The sequence below is a fragment of the Chloracidobacterium sp. N genome (assembly GCF_018304765.1).
GTDB classification, from domain to species: domain Bacteria; phylum Acidobacteriota; class Blastocatellia; order Chloracidobacteriales; family Chloracidobacteriaceae; genus Chloracidobacterium; species Chloracidobacterium aggregatum.
The window spans coordinates 728,943-746,180 of the sequence record NZ_CP072643.1; the positions used below are offsets into that span (position 1 = coordinate 728,943).

Annotated in this window: 14 protein-coding genes; 9 read left to right on the plus strand and 5 right to left on the minus strand. The window is 63.0% G+C overall.

Annotation, left to right across the window (positions count from 1 at the left end):
• Positions 1-171 precede the first annotated feature (171 nt).
• Genes J8C05_RS14055 through J8C05_RS14065 form a run of 3 tightly spaced genes read left to right on the plus strand, consistent with a single transcriptional unit; the run spans position 172 to position 4,836 of the window.
• Positions 172-3,543, plus strand: coding sequence for a sensor histidine kinase (locus tag J8C05_RS14055; RefSeq protein ID WP_211423380.1), 3,372 nt, complete (start codon positions 172-174; stop codon positions 3,541-3,543).
• Positions 3,544-3,582: 39 nt separating this feature from the next.
• On the plus strand, positions 3,583-3,912 hold the full coding sequence (locus J8C05_RS14060) for a putative quinol monooxygenase (RefSeq protein WP_211423381.1): 330 nt from the start codon (positions 3,583-3,585) through the stop codon (positions 3,910-3,912).
• Positions 3,913-3,936: 24 nt separating this feature from the next.
• Complete coding sequence (locus J8C05_RS14065; protein WP_211423382.1) at positions 3,937-4,836, plus strand: aldo/keto reductase; 900 nt, start codon at positions 3,937-3,939, stop codon at positions 4,834-4,836.
• A 30-nt stretch (positions 4,837-4,866) separates the two neighbouring features.
• Here the strand turns inward: J8C05_RS14065 and J8C05_RS14070 are convergent, their stop codons facing one another.
• The 4 genes from J8C05_RS14070 to J8C05_RS14085 form a co-directional block, all read right to left on the minus strand.
• Positions 4,867-6,318: an ABC1 kinase family protein gene (locus J8C05_RS14070; RefSeq protein WP_211423383.1), complete on the minus strand. Its 1,452-nt coding sequence runs from the start codon at positions 6,316-6,318 to the stop codon at positions 4,867-4,869.
• A gap of 14 nt (positions 6,319-6,332) precedes the next feature.
• The gene (locus J8C05_RS14075) at positions 6,333-7,370 is read right to left on the minus strand and encodes an META domain-containing protein (protein WP_211423384.1); all 1,038 of its coding nucleotides are present in this window, start codon (positions 7,368-7,370) and stop codon (positions 6,333-6,335) included.
• Positions 7,371-7,477: 107 nt separating this feature from the next.
• Complete coding sequence (locus J8C05_RS14080) at positions 7,478-7,771, minus strand: hypothetical protein (RefSeq protein ID WP_211423385.1); 294 nt, start codon at positions 7,769-7,771, stop codon at positions 7,478-7,480.
• A gap of 29 nt (positions 7,772-7,800) precedes the next feature.
• Positions 7,801-8,571, minus strand: coding sequence for a hypothetical protein (locus tag J8C05_RS14085; protein WP_211423386.1), 771 nt, complete (start codon positions 8,569-8,571; stop codon positions 7,801-7,803).
• Between the two features lie 292 nt (positions 8,572-8,863).
• Between J8C05_RS14085 and J8C05_RS14090 the strand changes: the two genes are divergently transcribed.
• The 6 genes from J8C05_RS14090 to J8C05_RS14115 all read left to right on the plus strand — a co-directional run bounded on the left by J8C05_RS14090 (position 8,864) and on the right by J8C05_RS14115 (position 15,471).
• A complete protein-coding gene (locus J8C05_RS14090; RefSeq protein ID WP_211423387.1) occupies positions 8,864-10,063 on the plus strand; it encodes a cytochrome c3 family protein in 1,200 nt (399 codons plus the stop codon).
• Positions 10,064-10,280: 217 nt separating this feature from the next.
• On the plus strand, positions 10,281-10,838 hold the full coding sequence (locus J8C05_RS14095; RefSeq protein WP_211423388.1) for a cytochrome c3 family protein: 558 nt from the start codon (positions 10,281-10,283) through the stop codon (positions 10,836-10,838).
• Between the two features lie 89 nt (positions 10,839-10,927).
• Positions 10,928-11,692 (plus strand): tetratricopeptide repeat protein, encoded by a 765-nt coding sequence (locus J8C05_RS14100; protein WP_211423389.1) that lies wholly within the window; start codon positions 10,928-10,930, stop codon positions 11,690-11,692.
• Positions 11,693-11,695: 3 nt separating this feature from the next.
• Positions 11,696-12,664, plus strand: a complete 969-nt coding sequence (locus J8C05_RS14105; protein ID WP_211423390.1) for a DNA adenine methylase — start codon at positions 11,696-11,698, stop codon at positions 12,662-12,664.
• 262 nt (positions 12,665-12,926) lie between these two features.
• The gene (locus tag J8C05_RS14110) at positions 12,927-13,514 is read left to right on the plus strand and encodes a ferritin-like domain-containing protein (RefSeq protein WP_211423391.1); all 588 of its coding nucleotides are present in this window, start codon (positions 12,927-12,929) and stop codon (positions 13,512-13,514) included.
• 37 nt (positions 13,515-13,551) lie between these two features.
• Positions 13,552-15,471: a response regulator gene (locus tag J8C05_RS14115; protein WP_211423392.1), complete on the plus strand. Its 1,920-nt coding sequence runs from the start codon at positions 13,552-13,554 to the stop codon at positions 15,469-15,471.
• Positions 15,472-15,544: 73 nt separating this feature from the next.
• On the opposite strand, the gene trfA is transcribed toward J8C05_RS14115, so the two are convergent.
• Positions 15,545-17,218 carry a plasmid replication initiator TrfA gene (gene trfA / locus J8C05_RS14120; RefSeq protein WP_211423393.1) on the minus strand — a complete coding sequence of 558 codons (1,674 nt, stop codon included), beginning with the start codon at positions 17,216-17,218 and terminating at the stop codon, positions 15,545-15,547.
• Positions 17,219-17,238 lie beyond the last annotated feature (20 nt).

Consider the following 17,238-nt stretch of genomic DNA (forward strand, 5'->3'; position numbering starts at 1 on the left):
GGAAGTCAGCGCGGCCGGCAACGCCATCCAGCGAGCACTGCGCACACAGACTTTGGAGCGCCGACAGACGAGCGTCAATAGACAACCTGCGCAGCCTCGGTTTATACATCCAGCAGTACCACGCAGTTACCAGACACCGGACGCCCCACCTGTGGCCATCGCAACCCTCTTATGCAGTCCCACTACGGATACTTTCTCGGTCTGTGTCTTTGTGTCTGGCTGGCGCTTACCGGCCCGGTCTTCGGACAGGCGACCACCTGGCCGCATGCACTGCGGTTTCAGCGGTTTGAACACAACCAGGCGCTGTCGAATCTGGCCGTTCACACACTGGTGCAGGACCGGTTTGGGCTGCTCTGGATTGGCACTGAAGACGGCCTCAACCGCTACGATGGGCACAGCATCAAGCAGTACCGCCACCAGCCGGACGATCCGTACAGCCTGCCTGCGAACGGGGTGTTCAAGCTGCACGCAGCGCGCGACGGTACCCTGTGGGCACGGCTGGCAGACCGCAGTCTGTGCCGCTACGACTGGCAGCAGGACCGGTTTCTCCGCGAGCCACTCAACCTGCCTGAAACTTCAAACTGGAGACTCAACATCCTCGCCGAAGACCAGCAGGGATACCTCTGGCTGGCCGGTCAAACCACACTCGTCCGCTATGACCCACGCACGAAAACTTCCCGGTCCTTTGCACTACCGGAGGTGAAACCGCCGGAAACCGCACCGGCCCAGCCCATCGGTGTCCGCGACCTGACCATTGACCACCAGGGACGTATCTGGGTCAACGTTTCCTTCCGGCTCTGCCGGTTCCACCCGGAGACCGGGTCCCTGGCAGCCACGGAAGTCAGCCTTGACCAAAACAACCCGCTTTTGGCGCACCCCAACGGCTACCTCTACGGCGCGGCCAGGGTGAATGGTCAGCTCAGGCTGCTGGAGATGGCGCCGGAGACCGCACGGGTGGTTGGGGAGTATCCCATCGGGCAGCGACCGACCCTGACCGCGGAATTGACAGCCAACTTCCTTGTCGCCGACGGCGATCTGCTCTGGGTCGCCATCAACGGCATTGGCGTGGGGCGGTTCAACACGCGGACAAAAGCCCTCGACTACGCCGTGTATGACCGCGCCAACCCACGCAGCCTCGCCGGCGGTGAACCGCTTGCCATCCTGCGCGACCGTTCGGGCGTGCTCTGGGTGGGCGATGTACGCCAGGGGCTGTCCCTGCTCACCCCCTATGCCGCCTATTTCAAGACCTACCGCAGTGACCCCAATCGCCCTGACCACCTGAGCCTCAGCGACGACTACATCCGGGGGCTGTGTGAAGACCGCGCTGGCAATATCTGGGTCGGGACCCAGTACGGCGGCCTCAACTGTCTCGTCGCCCGGACCCGCACGATTCGGCACTTCCGGCATCGTCCGGGCGATACTGCCTCGCTGGCCCACGACGCTGTCTGGGCCGTGCTGGAAGACCGGCAGGGGCAACTCTGGGTGGGTTCACGCAGCGGGTTGCAGACATTCGATCCGCAACGGGAACGGTTCACAACCTTTCCCTTACCGCCAAATGAAGCAGGGCAACAGCCGGCGGTGCTTACCCTCTTTGAAGACATGGACGGCAGTCTGTGGGTGGGAAGCGGCGCACACATCTTCGCCATCCCGCCCGACCGCCGCCGGGTTACAGAACCTCTTGCGGCGCGCCTGACAGAAACTTCCCTTGCCGGGAAGATTGGCGAAGTACAGGCATTTTACCGGGATGCCCAAGGTGCGCTCTGGATTGGCCTGGACGAAGGACTGCTGCGCCTGGCGCCGGATGGCCGGACTCTGCGTTACTTTCAGGAGGAGCTGGGCCGGTCGGTTTCGGGCCCTCCGACGGTTTGTTACTTTCTCACGGACAGCGCCGGCCGGTTCTGGCTGGCGACCAAGGGCATGGGCCTGTTACAGTACGACCCGGCGCACGACCGCTTTCAGGCGCTGACCGAGCGCGACGGGCTGCCCCACAACAACGTCTATGCTGTGCTGGAAGACCGCCGGGGACGGCTGTGGATGAGCACCGACGACGGCATTGCCCGGTACGAACCCCGGACGGGCAAGCTGCGTCACTACCGCGCCGAAGAAGGCTTGCAGGGCCGGGAGTTCAACCGCCGGGCCCATCTCCAGACCCGGAGCGGCATTATCTTCTTTGGCGGTACGCAGGGACTGACCGCCTTTCCGCCAGACGAACTGGAAGACAACCCCTACCCGCCACCTGTTGTTGCCTTTGTTCAGACGGGACAGCAGACACGACTCGTTACAGCGGAAAGCCCCCCGGTTGACATCCCCCGCGATGAACGCACTGTAACCCTCCAGTTGGCAGCGCTCGACTTCAACGCCCCCCAATCCAACCAGTATGCCTACCGGGTGGAAGGGCGGGACGCCGGGTGGCGGGTGCTGGACCGGCAAAGCACACTTACGCTGCCCGATCTGTCACCGGGCAACTGGGTCATCCACGTCAGGGCGTCCAATAACGACGGCGCCTGGAATGAGGACGGTCTGCGAGTCCGCCTGTACGTCCAGCCGCCCTGGTGGCGTACGACCTGGGCCTATGCCGGCTATTTTCTGGTCGGGACGCTGCTGGCGTGGGGTGGCTACCGGCTGCGCCGTGACCGGACGCGCCTGCTGATGCGCACGCGCGTGGCGCAGGCCAGACTCGCCGCCCAAACTCGCGCCAAGCAGCGGCAGACAAAACTTAGCCGTCAACTCGCTTACAAGAACCGGGAACTCATTGAGGCCAACGACCGGCTGCGGCAACTGGATGAAGTCAAGCAACGCTTTACGGCCATGCTCGTCCACGATCTGAAAGCGCCGCTGGCTTCGGTAAAGATGCTGCTGGAACTGCTCAAAACCCTTCTTGGCGACAGCATTGACCGGGAAATTCAGGAGATTATGGACAACACAGCCCGGAGCGCCGAGCGGACGCTTCAGCTCATCCATGAAATGCTGGAGGTGATGCGGGCGGAGGCCGGCGGGCTGCAACTTGACCTGCAGGAAACCAACCTGCGCACTGTGCTGGAAAGCGCCCTGGCAACCATTCTGCCGCTCAGCCGGGACAAGCAACAAACCGTGGAAAGTGAGCTTGCGGCTGACTTGCCCAGCCTCAAAGCCGACGGGCCAAAGCTGGAGCGCGCCCTGGTCAACCTGCTGTCGAACGCCGTCAAATACACCCCGGAAGGTGGCTGCATCTGGTTGAAAACAAAAGTCATTCAGGGAACCGGAGTGGAACGTGGGCGACGGTTCCTGGTGATCGAAGTCAGTGACACCGGCATCGGCATCCCGGAAACCGAACTGCCTTACATCTTTGATCCCTACCGCCAATCCACCAGAGGGCATGCCGTCGGGGCCGGGTTGGGACTGGCCATTGTGCGTAACATCATTGCCGCCCACGGCGGGAACGTCACCGTACGCAGCCAGGTCGGTGTTGGAACGACGTTCTGGGTCACGCTGCCACTTCCCCAGCCGGCACTTTCCAATCAGAATGAGGACCGCTCGGATGAGCCGGCATCGGCGGCATCCTGAGTGAACCTGGTTCCGAGTGAAACCTGGCAAGGAGCTTCTATGTCATTTCCCATCGTGGTCTTAGCCTATTTTCGCGCCAAACCGGAGCATCTCGCGGAGCTTCGCGCGGCGCTGGCCGAGCTTATCCGCGCCACCCGCCGCGAGCCGGGCTGTCTGCGCTACGATTTGCACGTTGCGGCTGACGATCCAACCTCGTTTGTCATGATTGAGCAGTGGGCCACCCGGACCGCACTCGAAGCCCACCTGGCACAGCCCCACACCCGGACGGCGCTGGCCAAGGTTCCGGCGTGGCTGGCAGATGAGGTGCGTATTTCGCAGTGGACGGCGCTCGAACTCGACCAACTTGCAGCGGCCCGGCACAGTTCCTGAACGCACACCCCGGAGGTGCAGAGCATGGAGTACCGACAACTTGGCCACACCGGTATGCGCGTCAGCGCCCTGGGCTTTGGCGGGGCCGAAATCGGCTTTACGCCGGGGATCACCCAGGGACAGGTGACGGCCCTGATTACGGCAGCCCTGGATACAGGGCTGAACGTCGTGGACACCGCCGCAGCGTACCAAACGAGCGAGGCGCTGCTGGGCGTGGCGCTCCAGGGACGGCGGTCAGAGGTGTTCATCTTCACGAAGTGCGGGGCGACGGAGGGCTTTACCCGCTACGACTGGTCCACGGAAGGCATCCTGAGCCACATCAGCGAAAGCCTCCGGCGGCTGCGGACGGACTACCTTGACCTTGTGCAACTGCACTCCTGCGATGCCGCCACCCTGCGGCAGGGCGATGCCATTCTGGGGCTGCAACGGGCGCGGGAAAAGGGCTGGACGCGCTACATCGGCTACAGCGGGGATGGCGAAGCCGCCCGGTTGGCCGTGACCATGGGCGTGTTTGACACCCTGCAAACCTCCATCAGCATTGCCGATCAGGAAGCGCTTGAGCTGACGCTGCCGCTGGCCCGCGAGCGGCAAATGGGTGTGATTGCCAAGCGTCCGATTGCCAACGCCGCCTGGCGCACCGGGCGCAAGCCGAAAGACCCCTACCACCACGTGTACTGGGAGCGGCTCCAGAAGCTCAACTACCCGTTTCTGGCCTGGGAAGTGGATGCGGCTGTCGGTTATGCCCTGCGGTTTACGCTCTCCCAGCCGGGCGTCCACACGGCGATTGTCGGCACGACCCAGCCGGGCCGGTGGGAATCCAACGCGCGGCAGCTTCTGGCCGGGCCGCTTTCCGAGGCGGAAATTGCTGCCATCCGGGAACGGTGGCACGCGGTCGCCGATGCTTCCTGGGTCGGTCAGGTGTAATGGAGAGCGACCGGCGCAGCCGGGAATCGTTCACCGGGCAAGCACCCGGACGAGAATGCCCAGGCGATCCACGAGGGTACGGGCTGCCGTGCCGAAACCCAGCCGCAGCGTATCCACAAAACGGTCGAAAGGTGACGCGCTGCCATCCGGCGGACCGTCAAGCAGGAAGGCCGTAAAGGCCGCGGCCAGCCCCTGCCCGCCATCCGCCACGACATTCCAGCCGGGACGAAAGTTCGACGCCACGCCTTCCAGCATCTGCACCAGACGAAAGGCGTAGAGCAGGTCGGGCGGAATGACGAACTTGAGATTCGGATAACCACGCAGCAGGTCTTCCAGCGCCGTCACCCGTCCGCGGGTGTCCTGATTGAAGGCGACGCTGAGCCGCGCAAACGACACCACGAACCGTTCGGCTTCAGCGCGGGGCGCGTCGGGCGGCAGCATCCCGGACGCATAGAGACACTCGACCACCCGCCCGATGTCGCCGCTGAGCGCGGCCCGGGCAGCGGTGTAGAGCGTACGGCGCGTCGGTTCGGAAAGCTCCCGTACCAGTCCGAAGTCGAGCAGAACCAGCGTGCCGTCGGGCTGCACCAGAAAGTTCCCCGGATGCGGATCGGCGTGGTAGTAGCCGTCCAGCAGCATCATGCGGGCGTAGAGTTCGACGAGGCGGTTGAGCAGGGCGTCGCCGTCGAGCCCCCAGGCGCGGATTTGCTCCACGTTGGCAATGCGGACGCCGGAGCAGAACTCCAGCGTCAGCACATTCGGCGTACAGCGCGCCGGAACGGTGTAGGGCACATACACGCCCGGTATTCCGGCCAGTTGCTCGCGCAGGCGTTCGGCATGCTCGCGTTCGGCGGCAAAGTCGGCTTCCTCAAAAAACCCAGCCTCAATGGCGTCCAGAATGTCGTCAATGAGGTCCCACTGGCGGCGCGGATCGATCCGGCGGCCCAGACGCGCCCAGAAGCGGAGCACCCGCAGGTCGAGCGCCAGCAGTTCGCGGGTGTCGGGGCGCAGAAACTTGACGACGACTTCCCGGCCGGCGTACCGGGCGCGGTGCACCTGCCCGATGCTGGCCGTGGCGAGGGGTGTTTCCTCGAAGGCCTCGAACGCCAGGTGGAGCGGCATTCCGAACTCACGTTCGAGCGCCGGTTTGACCACCCGAAACGGCACGGGTGTGACGCTATCCTGAAGACGGGCAAGCTGCACGACGTAGGGCGGCGGCAGAAAGTCCGCGCGGACGCCGAGAAGCTGCCCCAGTTTGACGAAAATGACACCCAGCCGCTCGCAGGCTTCACGCAAACGCTGCGCTGCGCGCTCATCGAGCGGGGACAGACGGGCGGGGGAAGCGCGCAGGGCCGCCCAGAGCAGCCGGCGGGCAACCAGCCACCACACCGGCAGCAGCGTCGCCACAATCGTCAGCGTGCGGACGAGCAAACGCAGCGGGCGCACCGCTCTGAGAGGCCCGGTTGTGACGGAAGGCGGCATGGGAACGGCCTGGGTCAGTCAGAAGAGCGGGCAGCCAGTACCATGAGCCGCCGCTTGCTGGCATACAGCACCAATCGGTCGCCCAGCATTTCAAACCGGTTGACCTGGGGAAGCAAGCGGTTGAAGCGGCTTTCGAGTCGCCGGACCGGCTCATCGAGGCAGGCGCGCTTGGTTCTGGTGGGCGGTGCAAACCGCAGTCTGGCACCCTGGATTTCGTAGCGCCCGGAAAAGCGGTTGCAACCGTCCGAGCCGGTGTAGCGCCGACTAGCCGGATCAAACTCGATGAAGGGTTCGGCGACATTGACCGTCTCACCTTCGACTTCCACCAGCGTCCAGCGTTTGCCGGCCAATCGGTCCGGTCCGGCAGTTCCGCTCACGCCGCCAATCGGTGTCCCTCCACTGGATGCGCCCGCACTGGATGCGCCCGGCTCGGCCGGCCGTTCGGGACAGGTTTGGAAGTGTGAGACATCTTCGGCCCGAAGGGTGGGCGCCTCGCCCGGCTGCAGGACGTAGTTGACGACCGCCGTCCGCGAAGGACAGCAGGCCGGGTCGCCGGGGGCATAGCGACTGAACTCCGCCATCAGGCGCGAGGGGGAAATCAGCTCGACCCGGGTGAGTGCGCCATCCGTGCGCGCCTGCATGGCGACCGGCGACAGCGTGCCGGCATAGCGGCCGTCCCAAGTGACAAACGCCTGGAAACCCAGTGGACGGCACATGCCATCGAGTCCCGACGTGGCCATGACGACCTGGGCCGGGCCGAAGACCTGCACCGGGCCAAACAGCTTCCAGCCACGGGCGACGAGCGTCCGCTCGAATGGCTGGACCGGTTTGCGCATCTGCTCATTGCAGATGTCCGGCGCGGCCACATCCGGGACATCGGGCGGGTCAGGCAGTGGTGCGAGCTGGCCGCCACGGGAGCGGTTCCAGTCGGTCAGCGGGCGGTCCAGCCAGCTTTCACCGGCCGGACGCGCTTCAGCCGCCGCTGCCAACAGGAGAGTCAGGGCGCAGAACAACGCCAGAAAACGGGGCAGGAAGTGGAGGGTGACACGCATGGGGACGGGAGAAACCTTCGCTTTGGAGCTTTTTGGAGGACGCGCGTCTGCGATGCCGGCCGGCAAACGTGGGTGGCTTGCGGGGGGTTCAGCCACCCAGCACCGGCTCAGGCTTCATCCGGGGCGGCCGCCTTGGCGGCCGGCTTGGCTGGAGCCTTGGCCGCCGGTTTTTCGGCGGCTTTCGGTGCTGCCGTGCGCGGGGCCGCACCGCTGCCCATCGTGCCGGCCTTGCCGGGGTCAAAATCGGCCAGCTCGTTGTAAAGCCGGATGTAGAAGTTCGGGAAAAAGCTCGAAACCTGAAAGGTCGTCACGTAGAAGATGCCCGTCCCGGCAATGGCGGCCAGCCGCACCAGGCCCTCAAGGGGCTTCAGATCGTCACGTTCAAACTTGAGCAGGTCCATACACATCCTCCTTCAGGGCGTCAGTCAGGTCATTCGCCTTCCGGCTTGCCGGGGCGGTTCGGACGCGGCCCGCCGCCAAAAGGTGGCGGCGCGGACGGTTTTGGTCGCGGGGCAGCCGCTGGCGGCGGCGCCGCCGGCGAGGCCATGGGCTGGGTTTCTTCAAGGGATTTGGTGTCCGGCGGCGGCGAAGCCAGTTTCTGCGTCTTCTCGGCGGCCGGCATGCTTTCCGTCGGACCGGCCGCCGGACTCTCCACCGTCGGCTTGTTTTCCGGCAGGCTGGCCGTGGACCTGGCTTCCGGCGCGGGCGGCGCCTTGGTTTCGGCCGGGGGTTCGGGTTTGGGCGCGGCCGCCGGTTCGGCCTTTGGCGCCGGGGCCGCTTTGGCTTCCGGTGCCGGTTCGGGCGGAGGCGCTGGAGCAGCTTTCACTTCCGGCGCCGGCGGGGTGGGTGGAGCCGGCGCCGGTTCAGATTTTGGGGGCGGAGCGGCCGCCTGCGGTTTCGGTTCCGGTTTGGTTTCGACCTTCGGTTCGGGCTTTGCCGCTGGCTCCGGCTTGGGCGCCGGCGCCGGTTTGGCGGCCGGCGTGGTCATTTTTGGGGCCGCCGGCTTGGGAGCTTCCGGCGCGGGCGCCGGAATGGGCAACTCCTCCACATCGGCCGACAGGTCAGGAAACATGGTTTTCTGAACCTTGATGAAGGCCCCGGCAAAGGCCGTGTAGGTGTTGCCGACATTGTCAATGTATTCGGCGAGCGCATTTTCAAAGTCGCCGAACCGCTCGTTGATGACGTTGCGAAACAGTCCCATAACAGGTTTGGCTTTCCTTTCAAGACAGTGATGCCGCGCCCCGACACCACTCGACGGGGACTGAAGCAGGAAGTCTGACCAGACGGGCGCGTGAATGCTTGTTTTTACTGTAGGTCGTCACGGGCTGAAGTGTCAATTTGGCTTTGACTTTGCCGTGTTTTGTGTTTTTTTGGACAAATCTTGCCGCACCAGGGAAAATGCTCCCGACCGGGAGCATTCCCCCACCCTGGCCCTGTTCTGGCACGCCTCATTCTGCGACTTCTGGCGATTCCGCCGGTTCGGTGCATGCACGATGGACACCTCACTCCGCCTTCGTTCGTCCGTACGCCTGGGCATTGTCGTCCTGTTCGCGCTCCTGGGGGGGTGGCTCGCCGCCTGCTCGCGCCACACACCCGAAGCACGCCCGCCGAAACCGATTCAGGCCGACACTTTCGAGATCGGGCCGCTGACGCCGGTGGTGATTTCGCCTACCAAGGACCTGACGAAGTTTCTGCACGCAGACCACACGGAGCAGGTGGATGCGCGGCTGACCTGCAACTACTGCCACGGCGTCGAGGCGAATCTGCAAAAGCTGGCGCAGTACGCCGACAACCCCAAAGAAGCCAACAAACCACCCTATCCCGGTCATGCCAGTTGCATGGCCTGCCACATGGCGGAGTTCACCCAGACCCGACCGACGCCGGTGGCCGACAAGGGGGCCGACAAAGGTGGACGTGGTGAACCGTCCGGGCAATGGTCGGCGATGTGCTACGTGTGCCACCAGCAGGTGGGTCTCGACCGGGAAGGCGTCAACGCCATGGACGCCTTCCCGGGACGGCTCAGCCACAATGTCATCTTCACGGCGGAACAGCACCGGGAACACATGGCCTATGCCTATCCGTCCGATCTGCCCGACCAGAAACGGGCCGGGCAGAAGATGGATGACAAAACCTGCCGGGACTGTCACGGCGTGCTGCCCCATCCCCAACCGGGGGTGACCTTCGAGGCGCACACAACCTGTTATGCCTGCCACCGGACGAGCGAGTACCGGCCGCCGGCCCTGGGCACGAAAAGCGAGGTTCCGCCGGGGGCGCTGGCTTCCGGCGCGTGCAACACCTGCCATGTGACAACGACCAAGCTGGAGGAACTGCGGCCGCTCGCGGCCAAAATGCAGGGCGTGCGGTCGTACTCGTTCAAGTTCACCCACGCCACCCACCAGCAGGGCAAGTGCACCGACTGCCACAACCTCAACGGCACCTATGCCAACCAGGTTGGCACGCCGCGCGCCAAACAGCACTTGACCGGAACGCGCTCGGCCGTGGGGCAGGGATGCTTCAGTTGCCACGACGGCAAGCGCGCCTTCGGCGACCTGGACGCCAACGGACAGGCCACCCAGGCCCACTGCCTGAAGTGTCACGTACCCTCCCAGCTCGGCCCCCTGTTCGGCACACCGACGGCCGCCCTCAGCCCGTCGCCGGAACCGGGCCCGGTTCCGAACCTGGCCCGGCGGTGATATTTCCCGGGTTGACCGGCCTCCGGTGGACGGGCAGGACGGGAACGTTTCCGGGCATGACAGGCCGTGGGCGGCTCGTGTATCGTCCCAGCGATTCGACCTGACCAACGTCGTCACACGGGCCAGCATCAGACAAGCGTTGCCTCAACCACCTGCTGCACACCCATGTGCCCCCCCCGTTTGCGGATTTCTCCCCAAAAAGGAGCGGGAACAACCCATGAAACGATGGTTCATCGCAGTCTATCTCTTTAGCGCCGTCTGGCTGCTTGCCGCGCCGACGGCCGCGCGCCTCACGAACGCGGTTCTGGATGAAAACGCCAGCACGAAAATGCCGGGCAAGCTGGTGTTTGACAACACCGAAAGCGACCCGCCCTTCTCGAAGTACGCCGGGTACAAGGACGACAAAGGCAAGGCCCCCTTCGACCACCAGCAGCATGTGGACTACCAAGGTTCGACCTGTGTTGTGTGCCACCACACCAACTCCAAGACCCTCACGGCCAAAGGTGATGTCGCCAGCGAGCCGGTCATGAAGTGCACCGTCTGCCACACTGACCAGGACAAGGCACCGTCGCCGGTCGAGGGGACGAACGAGGACCACAAGTTCAAGGGTGTTCCGGCCGTCGAAGCAGATGCGGCTTACCACGGCGTGGACAACTCCAAGAATGCCGCCAGTGAGGCCGGGTGCATCACCTGCCACAAGCGGCTGGAGAAGGAATTTCCCAAAGCCGGCAAGGTGGTCTCGTGCAGCAGTTGCCACACCGGCCAGGATTCCTGACGTTTCACGGACACGGGCAGCACGGCCTGGGGCCAGGCTTCCCGTGTGATCTTTCGCAGCTTTGTTTTGAACCGTCGTTTTCGGAACCGGTGAGTACGGCTTCCTTCAAAACCTTTGTCCTTGGGTTGGTGGTGGGCGCGCTGGGCGGCTACGGACTGGGGCACTGGCTGCCATTGGGCGGAGCTGCCGGAGCGGGGGCGTCGCCACCAGCGCCGGACGGCCGGCCAGCAGCAACAGCGGTCGCGCCACCATTGACGCCGGACCAGAGCCGCGGTGCCCTTCCGGCCACGCATCCACCACTTACCACGGCTGGTGGCCCCAGTGCCTCGCCAGCGGTCAGGGCGGCTTGTCAGTCGGCCGATGCCGATCCGGGCAACTACTTGGCGCAGATGGATGCGGCAGCGGCACTGTACCGAGCGGGAAACTTTGCCGGGGCGCTCGACTACGCCCAGCGGGCGCGCCACCTGCGCCCCGACAGTGTGGATGCCCTTCTGGCCGTTGGTGTCTCACAGGCTGAGCTGGAGCAATACGACGCAGCGGCAAAAACGCTGGCCCAGGCCGTCGAGCGGCGTCCTGACGATGCCGACATCCGTACCGAACTGGCCTACGTTCACCTGCGGCGAAAAGACTTTCGGGCGGCCCTGGCCGAGGCCGAACGCGCCCACCGTCTGGCAGCCCATGCGGAGCGGACGCTTGAAATCATCGTCCAGTCCGCGCTGGCGCTGGGAGAGAAGGCGCGGGCCAAAGCGGCGCTCGACCGCCTGGCGGCCGTCAACCCTGGCAATCCCCGCCTGGCTGAACTGGCCCGGGCGCTGGCGGCAGCCACGCCCACGGCGAAAGAAAAACCGTCATGAGCGATGATTATGACAAGAGCCAGACCCTTCATAAAATGGGTAGGTGGTAAAAGCCAACTGCTGGAGCAATTTGAAAATTTCTACCCTGATGAACTTAGAAAAGGCATCATTAAAAATTATGTTGAGCCTTTTTTGGGCGGAGGCGCATTGTTTTTCGCTCTTTCACAACGGTATAAAATTGAAAGTGCCTATCTGTCGGACTTGAACAAAGACCTGATTTTGACCTATCAGGTTATCCAACAACGCCCTAACGATTTACTTGACTTTTTGGAGCAGTATCAAAAGGATTACGACCAAACAGAACCAGAGAAACGCAAAGATTTATTTTTGACAGTACGCCGGCATTTCAACCTGCAGCATTTTGAAATAAACTACAAAAAACTGTCAGACAACTGGATTCCACGGGCTGCACAACTTATCTTCTTGAACAAAACATGTTTTAATGGGCTCTTCCGCCTTAACTCGAGAGGTGAGTTTAACGTGCCTTATGGAAAATATAAAACAGCAGTGATTTTTGACGAACCCAATATTTTAGCTGTCTCAAAAGTCCTGCAACGTGCTGAGATTCAGCAAGCTGATTATACAAGTTGCTTTGACAAAGTAAACGAAAATACATTTGTCTATCTTGACCCACCTTACAGACCCATCAGTCAAACAGCAAGTTTTACAACTTACACAGACGCAGGATTTGATGATAAAGAACAACTGCAGTTAGCCCAATTTTTCCGAAAATTGGATAGGGAAACGGGAGCAAAACTAATGCTTTCTAATTCCGACCCTAAGAACGAGAATCCCAAAGACGATTTTTTTGAAAAGGCTTATTCCGGTTATAACATTTTCAGGGTTTCGGCAAGCAGGGCGGTAAATTGCAACGGCGAAAGACGTGGCAAAATTAACGAACTCTTAGTCATCAACTATCAATGTGAACAACAAACCCTGGAAGTCAATTTTCAACACGTGCGAAACCCGTGAACACAATTTTCCGTAAAGTATGAGAAAGATTGTAATAGCGTAAGACTCTTGAAAAGCTATCAGTTTGAAATAGAAAGCAGGCAAAACCTTCTAACACTACGCGCACAGTTCAACATGACGCGGCCGCAAAAGCGCTGGGGGACAGGGACCGGGACAAAGCGATGCTCGATTGCCTGGCGGCCGTCAACCCTGGCAATCCCCGCCTGGCTGAACTGGCCCGGGCGCTGGCGGCAGCCACGCCAACGATGAAAGAGAGACCGTCATGAGCAGCAATGATGCGGAAATCCACGGCAGCCTGCGCGCCTTGGCGCTTCCCCGGCGGGCCGTCCTGCACATGGGCTTTGTGGCCGGCATCAGCGCCGGTCTGGGCCATCTGGCTGAAGCAGCGCAGCGAAGTCCGCGCAACGCCGATGTGGCCCTTCTCAACGCGGCGCTGGCACTGGAACACCAGGCGATTGCCGCCTATGACGCAGGTGTAGGAACGGGACTTCTCAAGGGCGAAACCCTCGAACTGGCCCGGCACTTCCAGAGCCAGCACCGGGCGCACCGTGATCTCCTGGTCGGGGAAATTCGCAAGCTGGGCGGGACGCCGGCCGTGGCCCTGGCCAGCTACACGTTCAAGGGCAAGGACGATGCCCCCATTGAGTTCAGGACGGCCGAGGATGTTCTGGTCTTTGCCCTGGGTCTGGAAGGCGGCGCGGCCAGCGCCTACCTGGGTCTTTTACCTCAGTTGACTTCCAGGGCGATGCTCTCCACCATTGCCGGTATTGCGTGTGATGAGTCCCAGCATGCAGCAGCGATTCGGCTCCTTCTGCGGCAGCAGCCGGCGCCGGATGCCGTCGTGAGATAGGTATGCTGCCAGGCTGTTCGTTCCTGATGTACGGGTTATGTCTGCCAAAGTTCTGATTGCCGAAGACGATCCGGCCTCGCGCAAGCTTCTGCAGGTCTGGCTTTCCCAGGACGGTTACGAGGTGACGAGCGTGGACAACGGGAAAGCCGCCCTGGAAGCCGCGCGGCGCGTTCTGCCCGACGTTGTGCTGTCGGATGTGATGATGCCGGAAATGGATGGCTTTGCCCTGTGCCGGGAGCTGCGGGCCGACCCATGTCTGGGCGAAATCCCGATCGTGCTGGTGACGGCCCTGAGCGACAAGGCCTCGCGCCTCCAGGGGATCGAAGCCGGAGCGGATGACTTTCTGACCAAACCCTACGACCAGGCCGAGTTGCGGGCGCGCGTCCGCAGCATCGTCCGGCTCAACCGCTACCGCCTGCTCCTCCAGGAACGGGAACAGCGGGCGGCGGAACGTGCCCGCGCCGCGGCCCGTCTCAAGGAACTGGCCGAGTTGCTCGATCAGACCCAGGATGCCGTTGTGCAGATTGACCGGCAGGGCCACGTCACCTTCTGGAGTGCTGGCGCGGCGCGGATGTTCGGGTGGCTTTCAGAGGAAGCCCAGGGTCAGCCTGCCGCCAACCTGTTGTTTCCCCAGAGCGGCCAACTCCCCCTGGACGCTCTCACATCCGTTGTTCAGGAAGGGCACTGGACCGGAGAACTGACAACCCACCGGCGCGACGGCCGCGAAATCATCCTGATGACCCGCTGGTCCGCCGTGACCCGCTCGGAAGATGGCGCACGTTCCACACTCCTGATTGCAACCGACATCACCGAACAGCGGCAGGCCGAACGACGGTATCTCCGCGCCCAGCGGATGGAGACCATCGGCATGCTGGCCAGCGGCGTGGCGCACGACCTGAACAACATGCTCACGCCGATTGGCATCGGCCTCGAAATTCTCCGGCAGGAAATTCAAAACCCGGCGCTGACCGAAGTGCTCAACATGATGAACAGCAGCGTCGAGCGCGGCGCGGCGCTCGTCAAACAGGTGCTTTCGCTGGCACGGGAAGGCAGCGGCGCGGCAAGTCTGGTCCAACCCAAGCACATTCTGCGCGAAGTGGCCTCCATTGCCCGTGAGACGTTTCCCAAAAACATCACGGTGCGTACGGACTACCCGGCTGCACTGCGGACGATTGCCGGCGACCCGACGGAACTCACCCAGGTGCTGCTCAACCTGTGCGTCAATGCCCGCGACGCCATGCCCCAGGGGGGCACCCTGACCCTGGCTGCCCGCGACCTGCCGGCCGAAGAGGCCACCCGGTTGCACCCCCATCAGACCACGAGCGGAGAGAGTGAGTATTATGTCCTGCTGGAAGTGACAGATACCGGCACAGGGATTCCGCCGGAACTGCGGGAGCGCATCTTCGAGCCGTTTTTCACCACCAAGCCGCAGGGCAAGGGCACGGGTCTGGGACTGGCTACAGTTGTCTCGATTGTCAACAAGCGCGGCGGCTTCATTGCCCTGGACAGTGAAGTTGGGCGCGGCACGACCTTCCGGCTCTACTTCCCGGCCACCGAAGCCTCGGAAGCCCCTTCGGCATCACCGGAGCAAGGTATTTCCGGGCATGGTGAACTGATTCTCGTGGCGGATGCCGAAGCTTCCACCCTCGACCTGCTGCGTACGGTTCTGGAAGCCAACGGCTACACGGTCATCACGGCGCGCGACGACACCGAACTGGCCGCCGGTTTGGCCCAGCGCCCGGCAGCAGCCATTATTGACGCGGCCCTGCCAACCGTTGTGCAGAGCAGCCCGGTATTCGCGTCGCTGTCAACGGATTTGCCGCTCATTGGGGTTTGTGGCGAAGATGCCGAAACCTGCCGCCACCGGGTGGAGCACCTGCCGGTTCGGGTCTGGCTCAGCAAGCCGTTTACAGCCTCGCAGGTGCTCCAGGCGCTGCGTGAAGTCCTGAAGGCGTAGTGAAGCGTAGGCTCTTGCGCCGAAGTTGCCCTGCGGACGCTGCGCGGGACGGACATGGGGGGGCAGTGGGGAGTCAGTCCGGTGTCGTCGGGGGGTGCATCAGTTCGTTGAGTTCCACGCCGCGCGCGGCGCACCAGGCGGCAAAGGATTCGACCTGGGCCTCGGCCAGCTTGCGCCCGACCAGCCGGCGCAGGTGTTCATCCAGCACATCCGGTTCCCACCGGGCGTAGATTTTCCGCCGGTCCGAAGCCAGCAGTTCCTCCCGCTCACGCGCCACCAGTTCCCTGAGTTCGGATTTCCTGAGCTGGGACAGCAGGGCCTCGCCCGTCCGTTCGAGGTGTTCGAGGTAGCCGAGTTCGAGTTCCTGCATCCGCTCCTGGGAAGGCGTAGAAAAGAGCGGAACCGCCTCATGGCTATCCATACCCTCCCCGGTGCTTTCCGACGCCTCAGCGGGCTTCTCAGCGCGAGCACGGGGCATTTTGGCAGATGACCGTCGTCGTTTGGGAGGCAGCTTGGGCAGGGCTTCCTGGCCGTTGACGATCAGGGTGTAGAGCAGTCCGCCCGGATTGGCGAGGTCGCGCTGGCGGTATTGCCGGTCAAACGTGGCGAGGGCCTGCTCGATGGTTTCCAGCTTGCCCTGCAGCTCGAAGCTTTCCACGAGCTTCTTGGCGACCGACCCGATCATGCCGCGCGCCGTGAGCTGCCCTTCCAGATGGAGCGCCACGTCGCGGACGGCGCGTTCTTCGGGCGACAGGTCATCGTCGCACATGGCATCCATCACGTCGTAGATGGGCAGGGCCATCTGCTGGATGCGCGCTCCGAAGTCGAGGTTCTTGCGGAAGTGGATGGTTTCCTCCGTCAGCGTCCATTCAACGAGGAACTGCTTGGCCACCAGCTCGTTCAGGGCGGGTTCGAGGCGCTGCATAATCTGTGAGACGTAGGTCATCTCGCGGGACATGCCGACGTGTTCAAAGGCCAGCTTGCGCACGTTGATGACGAAGTAATCGGAGCTGCCGAACTTCTTGTCGAGGTAACGGAACAGCCGCTTGGCGATGGGCGAGGTCAGGTTGAAGTAAAAATCCGCATCCAGCTTTTTGAAGAGCTTTTCGCTCAGGCTCTGGGCCACGCGGTCGCTCCACATCACGTAGCTTTTGGCACCGGTGCGCTTGCCTGCCCCCTCATCAAAAATCTTGAACTCCTGGATGATGCTCATCCCGACATCCACCAGGCGTCCCGTGTGGCGGTCCACGTAGGCATTCTTGGCTTCGATGCGCACGGCGGCGAGTTTCCGCAGGGAACTTTCGAGCCGTTCGTAGTGCTTGGCGTTCATCGGCCACCCCAGCCGGCGGATGAGGTCGTAGCGGCTGAAGTACACTTTCTTCTGCGCGCCCTGTTCATACGAAAGCTCCATCAGGGCCACGTACACATCTTCGTCCGTCGTGCTGGGCAGGCCCTCGATGGGGTGGGGCATGACGGTCCACACCCGCTGGATTTCACGGCCGTTCGAGGTGATGTGCTCGGTGAAGGTCAGGTAGTTCTTGCTTTTCTGGGCGCGCTTGTCGAGGACGGCAATCGGGAAGACCGCCAGGTTGAACTCATCCTGGGCGATACGGATGACCTCGGGCTTTTCGGCGTCATCCCCTTCGACTGCGGTGGCTGCCGCAGCGGAGGCTGCTCCGGCGGCGGTGGGGGTTCCCTCCGGTGTGTCCGTCTCACGTTTCTTCCGGCGGCCGCGTTTCTCTGCCATGGTGGGCGTTCTCCTGGCTT

Bases quoted from the DNA above. Each gene is read 5' to 3' on its own strand.
- J8C05_RS14105 (WP_211423390.1), top strand. From the start codon at position 11,696: ATGATTATGACAAGAGCCAGACCCTTCATAAAATGGGTAGGTGGTAAA.
- J8C05_RS14095 (WP_211423388.1), top strand. From the start codon at position 10,281: ATGAAACGATGGTTCATCGCAGTCTATCTCTTTAGCGCCGTCTGGCTG.
- J8C05_RS14055 (WP_211423380.1), top strand. From the start codon at position 172: ATGCAGTCCCACTACGGATACTTTCTCGGTCTGTGTCTTTGTGTCTGG.
- J8C05_RS14075 (WP_211423384.1), bottom strand. From the start codon at position 7,370: ATGCGTGTCACCCTCCACTTCCTGCCCCGTTTTCTGGCGTTGTTCTGC.
- J8C05_RS14070 (WP_211423383.1), bottom strand. From the start codon at position 6,318: ATGCCGCCTTCCGTCACAACCGGGCCTCTCAGAGCGGTGCGCCCGCTG.
- J8C05_RS14090 (WP_211423387.1), top strand. From the start codon at position 8,864: ATGGACACCTCACTCCGCCTTCGTTCGTCCGTACGCCTGGGCATTGTC.
- J8C05_RS14065 (WP_211423382.1), top strand. From the start codon at position 3,937: ATGGAGTACCGACAACTTGGCCACACCGGTATGCGCGTCAGCGCCCTG.
- J8C05_RS14060 (WP_211423381.1), top strand. From the start codon at position 3,583: ATGTCATTTCCCATCGTGGTCTTAGCCTATTTTCGCGCCAAACCGGAG.
- trfA (WP_211423393.1), bottom strand. From the start codon at position 17,218: ATGGCAGAGAAACGCGGCCGCCGGAAGAAACGTGAGACGGACACACCG.
- J8C05_RS14110 (WP_211423391.1), top strand. From the start codon at position 12,927: ATGAGCAGCAATGATGCGGAAATCCACGGCAGCCTGCGCGCCTTGGCG.
- J8C05_RS14085 (WP_211423386.1), bottom strand. From the start codon at position 8,571: ATGGGACTGTTTCGCAACGTCATCAACGAGCGGTTCGGCGACTTTGAA.
- J8C05_RS14080 (WP_211423385.1), bottom strand. From the start codon at position 7,771: ATGGACCTGCTCAAGTTTGAACGTGACGATCTGAAGCCCCTTGAGGGC.
- J8C05_RS14115 (WP_211423392.1), top strand. From the start codon at position 13,552: ATGTCTGCCAAAGTTCTGATTGCCGAAGACGATCCGGCCTCGCGCAAG.